The organism is Mycobacterium sp. TH-M82 (assembly GCF_057473605.1).
In genome coordinates this window covers 1-10,290 of sequence record NZ_JBYCKY010000242.1, presented here as the reverse complement: position 1 = coordinate 10,290, position 10,290 = coordinate 1, and the positions used below count along the sequence as shown (strand labels likewise).

7 protein-coding genes are annotated in these 10,290 nt (G+C 62.7%); 3 read left to right on the top strand and 4 right to left on the bottom strand.

Annotated features, from left to right (window positions below; genetic code table 11):
• The first annotated feature begins 132 nt into the window (after window positions 1-132).
• From AC2VON_RS07585 to AC2VON_RS07575, 3 genes are all read left to right on the top strand, one after another.
• Window positions 133-1,905: a hypothetical protein gene (locus AC2VON_RS07585; RefSeq protein ID WP_486952396.1), complete on the top strand. Its 1,773-nt coding sequence runs from the start codon at window positions 133-135 to the stop codon at window positions 1,903-1,905.
• Between the two features lie 176 nt (window positions 1,906-2,081).
• A complete protein-coding gene (locus AC2VON_RS07580) occupies window positions 2,082-4,016 on the top strand; it encodes a site-specific integrase (RefSeq protein WP_486952395.1) in 1,935 nt (644 codons plus the stop codon).
• Between the two features lie 14 nt (window positions 4,017-4,030).
• Entirely contained in the window at window positions 4,031-4,402 is a 372-nt protein-coding gene (locus tag AC2VON_RS07575) for a hypothetical protein (protein WP_486952394.1), read from the top strand.
• A 266-nt stretch (window positions 4,403-4,668) separates the two neighbouring features.
• On the opposite strand, the gene AC2VON_RS07570 is transcribed toward AC2VON_RS07575, so the two are convergent.
• The 4 genes from AC2VON_RS07570 to AC2VON_RS07555 all read right to left on the bottom strand — a co-directional run bounded on the left by AC2VON_RS07570 (window position 4,669) and on the right by AC2VON_RS07555 (window position 10,016).
• Window positions 4,669-5,223 carry a hypothetical protein gene (locus AC2VON_RS07570; RefSeq protein ID WP_486952393.1) on the bottom strand — a complete coding sequence of 185 codons (555 nt, stop codon included), beginning with the start codon at window positions 5,221-5,223 and terminating at the stop codon, window positions 4,669-4,671.
• Between the two features lie 545 nt (window positions 5,224-5,768).
• Window positions 5,769-9,110, bottom strand: a complete 3,342-nt coding sequence (locus AC2VON_RS07565) for a type ISP restriction/modification enzyme (protein ID WP_486952392.1) — start codon at window positions 9,108-9,110, stop codon at window positions 5,769-5,771.
• A gap of 102 nt (window positions 9,111-9,212) precedes the next feature.
• Window positions 9,213-9,395 (bottom strand): hypothetical protein, encoded by a 183-nt coding sequence (locus tag AC2VON_RS07560; protein ID WP_486952391.1) that lies wholly within the window; start codon window positions 9,393-9,395, stop codon window positions 9,213-9,215.
• A gap of 84 nt (window positions 9,396-9,479) precedes the next feature.
• The gene (locus AC2VON_RS07555) at window positions 9,480-10,016 is read right to left on the bottom strand and encodes a hypothetical protein (RefSeq protein WP_486952390.1); all 537 of its coding nucleotides are present in this window, start codon (window positions 10,014-10,016) and stop codon (window positions 9,480-9,482) included.
• Window positions 10,017-10,290: the final 274 nt, after the last annotated feature.

The window sequence follows — 10,290 nt, the reverse complement described above, 5'->3', positions numbered from 1 at the left end:
CTTAGAGCCATTCCAAAGTTTGCAGGTCGACCAACTCGTGGCTGTTATGGATTCCGATGACCGGGCGGCCCTGGAACGACTGATCGGGGTCCTCAGTGCCAATGAACCTCGCGTATTGTCGGTAACCGGGCCGTGAGTGCCCGGCGGGGGCGTAGCGCGGCACTGCCGTCCGCGTCGTGGAAACCCGAGTCGCGGCGTGACGGGACGACGCTGCTGTTTGTTAGCGAGGACGGCAGTCAAAAGCTGTCTGTCGATTTCTCGAAATATCCTGTGCCCCAGAGCATTCAACTAGAGCTGGCGGTCGCCGCTGAAATTGCTATCGGGCCGATGGGCACCTGGAAGCGTCTTGGGACGGCGAAGAACATCCCGCCGACGGTTGCGATCATTACGCGATGGATTGCCACGACGCGGCCTAAACTTACGACGTTGGCCGATCTCACTGCAGCGGATGCTCGCATGCTGGCCCTAGCTGAACCGAACAGCCGCCAGCTAGGCGTGATGCGCAGCCTATTGCGCTACTGCCCTGAAGTCCCAGAGGATGTGGTGTATGAGCTTGCGCGCCACCGCATTCCACGGCCGGATAGCGCGCGGGAACCATACACCGACGCAGAGCTTGAACGCATCTGTTCCGTCATGCGCGAAATTGTGCGGCAGGCCCAGAATCGAATCCGCAAACATCGCGGGTTGATCGCGGATCTGCGCGCGGGCCGTCTTGACGCCCTCCTTGATGACGACCCGAAGCGAAAGTTGGCGGTGGCGTTAGATCACTGCGAACGCACAGGCGATCTGCCGCGATCAAAAGTCACCGGCGCACCGAGCACCGAGGCGCGCCGGCTGGCACAGGGCATCGGGCGGGGCCGACCAGGATTGATGGCGCTCATTCACCTGACGACAACGGAGGCGTGGGCGCTGGCGGTGCTGTTGGCCGCGCTCACCGGTTTTAACGCGTCGGTGCTGAACACGTTGCCAGCGCGCCACCTTCGTGCAACCGGAGACGATGAAGCCGCTGTCGCGCTCGTGGAAACCAACAAGCCACGCCGCGGAGCCAATGCGAAGGTGACGCTGCCACTAACGTCGAGCTCCCTGGACGGGATAAAGCCATCGTTGGCGACGCCCGTCGGGGTGTATCTCACCGTGCTCGAGCTCACTGAGCTGACCCGCAAGCAACTCAACACCGACACGGCGTTCGCCTTCTTCACCGGCAAGCACTACACCGGCAAAAAGAATAGAAATATGGCACCGTTTCGCGCGGGGTTACCTAATTCGATGGGCCGCATTCCCGACTGGGTCGCGCCGTGGCTGACCGGGGATACCGCCATCGACGAGACGCTATCGACGATCAGTCTCGACCGGCTGCGAAAAACGCGGATCGAGATGTCCCGCGTGCCCATCGGGCAATCGCGCTCGATGCACCACCACTATTTGCGGCGCATGAAGAAAGTCCGTGAAGAGGGCTACGGTGTCGTCCACGAAGCGCTCAACGACCAGGTCACCAAGGCGTTGGCCCGCCGCCAGATCACCGTCAAACCGGAGCCCTCCGAGGCCGAGGCCGCACCGTCGTCGAACGACACCGTGTTGGGAGAGTGCAGCGACTTCGAGCATTCCCCTTTCGACAACGATCGCCCGTGCCGGCAGGCATTCTTGACCTGTCTGGATTGCGTGAACGCCCGCGCTTTTCCTCGCCATCTGCCGGCCCAGCTGCTGGTCGCTGACCGGATTCGTGACCAGCAAGCCGAACTCCCGGCTGAAAACTGGATTCGCCGTTATGCGGGTCCCCTGGCCCAGCTCGATGACATCTTCACGTTCTACACCCCGGCGCAGATCAACAAGGCACGTGCAGAAACCACCGACCATGATCGGCTGCGTGTTGATCACCTGCTGCGAGGAGACTTCGACACGCCATGACAGCTCCGTTAGCGCCAGATGCGGCCGCGGTCATCGCCGTTATCGCAGTGACACCCAATAGTGTTGTACTGCAATCCCGTTCATTGCGACCCGAGACAGATCGCGACACGTTGTCCGTTTTCGGCGATACGACGTGGAACCTTGACCCTGGCATCCCTGATCGTCATGCCCCAACGTTGACGATTCGCTGGAGCACCTACCCCGAACGACTACGACCGAGCGTAAAACTGTACGTCTTTGCCCTGCTCAACGTGATCGACGACGCGCCTCGTCTGCCATTCGCACGCAGCCCATACCCAGAGGTCAAGACGATCATTGCTGACCTTCCCTTTTTGCGGGAATTTCTGCGGTGGCTCGATGAGCGCGACATCACGTGCTTTGCCGATGTCACCTCTGATCACCTCGACAAGTACCGCCAGCATGTGCAGGAACTCACCAAGACAACCGCGTGGCGACGGCGCGCGCTCCTGGCGGTGCAGCGGCTGCACGCCTACCGCAACCACCTGCCCGAGGACTGCCGGCTGCCTTCGCCGCAACCTTTCGGGCCCACCACCGCCGCCCGACTCGTCGACGATCCAGGACCCGGAGTCATCAATCGCACACCCCGAATCGACGCCGATGTGATGGAACCGCTGCTATCGGCGGCGCTGTTCACGGTGTCGGCGATAGCGAAAGATATCGCTACCGTCACTAATCGCCTGTTGACAATCCGCAGGATCGCACAGTCCGTTGCATCTGACGAGCGCCGGCTACTGGCACGTGAGTTCTACCGATGGCCCACACTATTGGACCAGATCGATCGGTTGATCCCTGCGATGATCGACAACAACCTGCCGGTCCCCGCGGTCCATACCGCTGAGGGGCTCGTACCCGACGCCGTCGGTTTCAGCGTCGCCGCGTGGGTAGACCGCGACACGATACTCAACTCAGATGTACGGAATCGATTGGCGAACAGTGGACTTCCCTTCAAGCGCGACTGGCTCATCGTCAGACGATTCACCGCGCTGAACGGCCGATGGCGCAACCGTCCACTCGATGTTTCAGAACTTCTGCCAGTCATCCACCACGTCGTCACCGCCTGCTTTCTCGTCATCGCATACCTATCAGGGGTGCGTACGGGCGAGGCGCTCAATCTGCGCCGCGATTGCATCACCCGCGATAAGCGCCTCGGCCTGATCTTCATGTCAGGCGAGCAGCTCAAGACCACCGCAGAACGCCGCAAGCGTTCCCCCGCAACCATCCCCTGGGTGGTGACCAACGAAGTAGCCGACGCCGTAGCCGTCCTGGAAGCGATCACTCCCGGCGAACTGCTGTTTCCCGGCGGCAAAATACGCTCCGGCAACTGGTACGAGTCCGCTTCCACCAAGCCACGAACTCCAGGCAAAATCAATGTTGATCTGCGCGAATTCATCATCTGGTTCAACGAGGAAATCGCCCCTGCCACAGGCCATCCCGCCATCCCGGCCGATCCCGACGGCGACATCACCGCTCCGCGACTACGGCGGACGCTTGCTTGGCATATCGTGCACCGACCCAACGGAATCATCGCCGGGGCAACTCAATACGGACACGTACGCACCCAAATCATGCAGGGCTACGCCGGGCTAGCCGATGCGGGATTCACCGGCGATCTCAACTTCGAAGCACTACTGCTGCGCGCCGAGCAACTCCACGACGACGCGGAACGCTTACGCAACGGCGAACATGTCTCCGGACCAGCGTCCGACAACTACCGCACCCGCCTCGACAGCCGACCCCAATTCGCCGGCACGACGATCACCAGCGCAGCCCAACTGCGCAGAATAGGGACAAACCCGGCGTTAGATATCCACCACGGTGCCCTCCTCACCTGCGTCTACCGGCAAGAGACCGCCGCCTGTCGGGACCGCGGCGATGAGACCGGCCCGGACTGGGCGAGGTGCCGGCTGTCGTGCGGCAACATCACCTACACCGATCGCGATATCACCGCCGTGCACAAAACCGTCACCACCCTCAGCGAACGGGCCGCAGACCCGCTGCTACCAGCACCGCTACGCACCCGACTGAAGCAACGGTGCCAACGGCTGCAACTGGCCATCGATAACCACGCAGCCACCAGCGAATCGGACTGATCAGAGAGGTATGGATGTTGGCAGACAACGACATCGAACGAAAGCAGGTCGAGGAAGCGATCGACCGCCTCATCTCCGGCAACCCAGTACGCGCCACGGGCCACCACACCGTCGTCGAACTCGCCAAAGAGTCCGGAGTCCAACGCACACGACTCTACGAGCAGTACCCCGACCTCATCGCCAGCTTCAAACAACTTGCACAACAAGCTATTTCACCGCGGCTCATCATCGCGACCAGCCACGAGCTCACACAAGCACACCAACGCATCAACGAGCTGATCGCCGAAAACACCCAACTCCGCCAACGCATACGAACGCTCTCCGCCGTGATCACCGAACTGTCCATCGAGCGCGACCAGAACAATGTCGTCCGCCTCCGTACTTGATGCAAGCGCAGCAGGATGGAGGTGTCGCTGTGGGCCTGCACGGAGCTAGCAACGGCCGCCCAAGCCGAGCTTCGTTATGTTTTCGAAGGGCTCGTTGATGCTGTAGGTATGACGTCACGCGTTTCGCCCGCACGCTGCTGGGCTAGCTATCCGGTAGTCGGTTAGGAACCTTGATCAACACGTCTCTTCAGCACCAATAATACTGGGGCTGAACACTTATCTGCAGAACCGATGCGGTTACCCAGCGCTGCGACACCTGGGCCACTCTATGAGGTGCCGGCGTCCGCGGCATCCCGGTAGTCGTCCTCGTCGTCCCAGCTGCGGGTGATCTGTCGGCGGTTCCCGAGCGCCACTTCCAGCTGGCCTTCGTCCATCGTCGCGAACTTTTCGATCTCGCGGGCTATGCCTTTGTTGACCCGCGTCACCGCTTTCTTGACGTCGCACGGCCCCCGGACAGCGCAGACGGTGCAGCGTCCCTTCGCATCTTCGAGCATGTGCTCGATCGTTAGTCGCGTGAGCGCCCGCCGCCACCGGTCCCGGGCATCGCGTAGCTGGTCGAGACGTTGTTTTGCATCAACACTTTCGAACTGGCCTGAGTCGGCCACGGCCATCCGCTCCACGAACTCGTTGTCGAGTTCGGTCAGGGTCTTCTTCGTCGTGCACGGCGCTTCCTCATGACAGCGCCGGCATCGTCCCCTTCCGTTAACGGAGTTGTGACCTTTGGCCAGCTCGGTCAACGGTGCCCTCCACTTGCTCAGTGAGTCCGCCATTCGGGCGATCTGCACCTCGTAATCGACGGGAGGCTTCGCCGTCCGCGGCACAAATCGTGTAGTAACCCTCGGGCGCTCCCGAATCTTGCGCATCAGCTGATCGCTGTGCTTCTCAGCGCCTATCTCGCGCATTAGTGCGCGTTGATCCTTCTCTAACAACATCGAGTCGTAAGACTTCGGGATGACCTTGGCCTTTGCGCGGAGGTCGAGGTATTGGGCGCGAGAGAGTCCGTGATGCTTGCAGAAGTCACGGACCGATCGGCGCGGTAGCGGTAGTTCGGACAAGGGTCATTCTCCTGGTGCGTTGCCGCGACCAGGCCGCATCGACCCCGAAATGCGGCCGAACCCCCTGCCGGGGGATCACCCACCCTCTAGGCTGTGCCGGTATTGCCAAATACACGCCAAGGCCCTGTCGGAGTCCGCGTCGGCAGGGCCTTGGCGTCTCTGGCGGCAGTTCGTTCTGAGCTGCCCGCACCAACTGTATGACGGCGCACCGACATTCACCCGCGGCCTGTGGATAACCCTGTGAATAACTTGGTCGGGACTCGGCAGTTGGCCTTCTTCGTCGAGAACGGGCAGCTCGTCTAGGGTCCTGCTTAGCCGCCTCCGAACGTGAAGCCGAGCTGCCCATCCATGCTCTCGGCCTTTTGGTCCTCGCCTGCTGCCGCATAGTTGGGGCGGCGCTGGGGGTCGTTAGCGCTGGGGCCGGGCCAGGTCACTCCGGCGGTGGTGAGGTCGGTCTGGCTGGCGACCGGTTTAGCGAGGATGGCGTCGAGTAGGTCGTCCTGTGCGGGCTCCAGTTCGACGAGGCGGCTGAGCACCGACAGTAGGTCGATGAGTTCGCCGTTCCACTCGGTTGGCCATGTGGTGGCGTTGATGTCGTCCAGGGGGCTGGTGCGGCGGCCGGTCGGGTTGGTCTTGCGGTAGTTGAACCAGGATTTGACGACTTCGCGGCCACCGACGGTGTAGTCCCAAACCGGTTGCGGGACAGGGCCGAATGAGCCGCCGCCGAGGTGGATGGTTGCGGTGGCGGGGTCGTAGGTCATTGCGGTCGGCATGGTGTTGACAGCGGTCAGGTTGGTGATGCGGTGCGGGTCCCCTGCGGGGTATCGGACGTCGTTGCCGTGGATGGTGGTGAACCGTTCGGCGTAGGTGTGCAGCCAGATGACGTGGTGGCCGAGGTCGATGGCGTGTTGGAACAGTTCGGGGTCGTTGGTGATCGGTACACGGATCCCTGGGGTTTCCAGTTCAGCGGCGAATTGTTCGGTGAAGCCGGGGTGGGCGGTGACGCCGGCGATGTAGCCGATCAGGTCGTCGGCGGTGAGTTCGCGGCGGCTGATCGTGGACAGCGCACCGAGAAGCCCTTTTGCAATGTTGGGGCGGCCGCCGGGGTGCAGTAGTGGCAGTGTTCGGCCACCGCGCCCGTTGAAGTGGTGGGCGTCAGGGATCAGTGCGGAAAAGATGGTTCCCGGGCCGTCGCTGATCGGTTCGGCGTGCTGTTCGACCGTGAATACTTGCCTGGGTCCGCGCGCTGCCCATAAGGGTGGGCGGGCCTGGTCGAGCAGGCGGCTGTCGGCGATGATCCATTGTCGGTCGAATGCTCGTGAACCGTACCGGGCGATGTGTGCGGTGGTGGCGTAGCTGAGGGTTTCTGCGGTGAATGGGCGGTCGGTCTTTTGTTCGGTGTCCGATGCCAGGGGCGTGGTGGTGGATGAGAGGGTGCGGTCGCGTGTTGCTTTGAATAGCAGTGCTTTTCGGGCAGGGTCCGACTCTGAGATGAGTCGTCGTAGTCGCTGCTTGAGGACTGCCGGGGTGGGTGAGCTGGGCCAGTTGCGGTTGGCGGTGACTCCGGTGCTGCTCCAGGGCAGCAGGTCGTTGAGTGCGGGATAGTCGTCCCACTGGGATTCGGCGGCGGGGGTGAACGGGGCCTGCCATGCGGTGCGTGTGGGGTGCCACTGTGTGGTGAGGAGGTTCAGTTTGGCCAGGGCGTCGTACTTTTCGGCGCGGTGACCGTGCACGGCGGTGTAGTGAATCTGGGCGGGGGTCTGCGGGTCGCAGTGCGGGGTTCGGGTGAAGATGGCGATCGCCAGGGGTTGTTGGACGCCCGGGAAGATGCGGGTGGCTACCTCGGGGCGTTGCCCTTCGGGTGAGACGTCGATGATCCAGCCTTCGGTGGTGTTGCGGCGCAGATATTCGCGCATCCCTTTGAATCCGGGGCCGCGCAGGTAGCCCGATGTGGTGATGTAGCAGACGATTCCGGTGTCGCCGTTCGGTTGGTCTTTGTTGGCGTCGAAGACTTTCCATGTGCCCCAACGCCAGAAGTAGACGTAGAGGTTCTTCAGGTTGAATTCGTGGCGGCCGTTACCGGACGCGCGGAAGTCGTCGAGGGGTTTGCAGGGGTCGGCGCCGCTGCCGTTTTCCACCCAGCCGCCCATGCCTTCGGCTCTTTCCCGATAAGGCGGATTGCCAAGTACCACAGTCACTTTGGTTTTGGCTTTGACGCGGGCGGCGCGTTTACGGGAGCGGCTGATCAGTTCCAGTCCAGAGCCCAGTTGGGTCTGCTCGGCGTACGGGTCGTCGAGGGTGTCGGTGACGAACAGACCGAGCCCTTTAGCCGGCAAGTTGGCACCAATATCGGCGAGCAGGTCGGTGGCGCGCAGCTCTGCGACGGCGAACGGTCCCATCTGCAGTTCGAATCCGTAGAGCCTGGTCGCCAGGTCGGTCACTGCACCGGCGACGGCGCCTTTACCGTCGCGGGCCTCGACGCGTTCGGCGACGTGCTCGATGACCTGCGTCAAATACCCGCCGGTTCCCATCGCCGGATCCGCGACCACCACTGATGGGTCGGCGAACCCATCTGGCCGGTCTAAGCGTTGGACGAGCACATCTTCGGCTAGACGGACCATCTGCTCGATGACCTGGTGTGGCGTGTAGTACGAGCCGGAGAGCTTACGGAGCTCAGGGTCGTATTCGCCAAGGAACCGTTCGTAGAGATGCAGATATGTATCACGGTTCCCTGCACGAACTTTCGGCCAGTCGACGGCGCCGATCACTCGCACGAGCAAGTCAAGTGTCACCCGGAAGTCTGCGGCAACGTAGTCGGTGAGCAGCTGCAGGGCCCGTGACATCAGGGAGTGCTGTGCGGCCAGCTTCGTGCCGACCTCGTGCAAGCTGCCGGCGGCTGCCAGGTCGATGTTCTCAGTGCGGGCCAGCAGCAACGCGAAGGTGACGGCCTGGGCGTAGCCGTCGGCGAAGACGTCGTCGGTAGCAGTGGGAAACAACAGGGCGCGCCAGTCGCGGGCGAGGCCATGGAACGGCTGATCGGCTTCCTTGGCGCCGGCGGCGATCGCGCGGCGTTCTTGGTCGAGCTGGTCGAGGACTTCCGCGCGCAGGAGCCGGCATAGCGGTGCGACTTCGCGAACGAGTGCGACGACGCCGGCGATGTCGACGGGATCCCACCGCAGAAAATCCGTCAGCAGAACCTCGAAGTCGTCCCCACAGGCAAGTCTGGTTCCCGCGGTGCGCAGCGGGCCGCCGGCCAGGTGCACGGGGTTCCCGACGGGCTCGCCGTGGTGGAAGAGCCGCCATTCGGTTCCGTTGGTGTATATCAAGTTGGGAAAGTCGCGTTGGCGTTCCCATTGGCGCTTGTTGTGGCCGGTGAACGATTCGGGATCCAGGTTGGCTCCCGGTTTCTTGACCTCTAGGTAGCCGGTGATCGCGCCGTCGACGCGGATCGCGTAGTCCGGGCGGACGCCGCGGTCGGTGTCTCTGACCTCGTCGTGAGGGACGACTGTCAGGGACAGATTCTGGCCGGCGGCGGCAAACAGTTCTTCAATGGGGGCTCGGATCGCGGCCTCGGCTTCTCCTGGGCCGGCCAACTTTCTCTTGCAGGCATCACCGAGCGCTGACGTCGCATCGACGATCCATTGCGCTGGCATACGTCCTCACAGTTCATTCCGGGCGTTGAGGACATCAAACACCGCCGCCAGTCGCGTGCCGGGTATTTCGGGCCTGACTTTGACCGCCGATTCGGGAGTCGTCTAATCAAGAATGTCGGAGCCAGCGCTCCTTGCGGTGAACTCGTTGACTGTGAATTTGGGAGTCACCTGGAGTGCACCGGCGGCTGGCCGGGTGGTGGGGGTGCCGTCGGGGTCGACTTCAGCACTCCGGGCTGTGTCGATGATCGCGACGCGCAGCTCGACGAACTCCTGGTGTTCTCGCACGCCCCCCAGCTGTTACCCACATGCTGACGATGGCCCAGACGCGCGAGGTCATGGTCGGGACCTCAGCGGAACCGGCGAGGTGCCTCACGACCACAGCTGGGGCATGATGTCGACGAAGTTGTGGCGGGCCTGCTGGATCCGAGATTGATAGTCGGCCTCACGCTGGCGGTAGCGCACACTGAGGGCCAGGTACTCCGGGCTGCGTTCACGGTTGAACCACTCCTTCAAGTGTTCCCGGGGCGGGCTGGCAATCACCTCTTCCTCCGGTGTGTCGGCGAAGTCAGGGGGCGGTTCGGCCAGTCGCGCGATCAGGTCCTCGTACACCTCGCGCCGGTCCGAGTTGTCGCAGACCGAGAAGTCCAGGTGGTAGCGCAAGCTGGCTATGGCGAGCGCGTTGAAGTTGTGGTCGAACTCGTCGATGATCCAGTCTGTGTTGTCCAGATCCTTTGGAGCGCCGACGAGTTCGCGGTAGGAGCGGCCCCGAGTGGTCAACAAGAGTCGGTGGCCTAACCCGATGGGCATGGCGATCTGGTGGCCGCGAGTACGAGTGCGCTCGTAGAGCTTCGCTGACCAATCGACGATTGCGATGTCGGCGCCGGGCAGGGCCAAGTGGCGGTGCATAGGTCACTCCGTAAGTCCGGTTGCGCCGGCCAACCGCCAGCCCAACAGTATGCCGCAGGAGGTCGCCGATGGCCAGAGCGGACTGGTGCTGGCGGCGCGTGACCATCAGCATGTCCCCAATGTTGCGGATCGGGCCGAAAGTGTAGAGTCCAACATGCCTGTCGACCAGTGAATGGCCGCCATGATCGTGGTGAACCCGGCGCGTTCGATGCCTTGGGTGAGGCCGCCGAAACCGCTGAATAAATCGACGGCGATCAGGTCGTCGTGAGCGAAC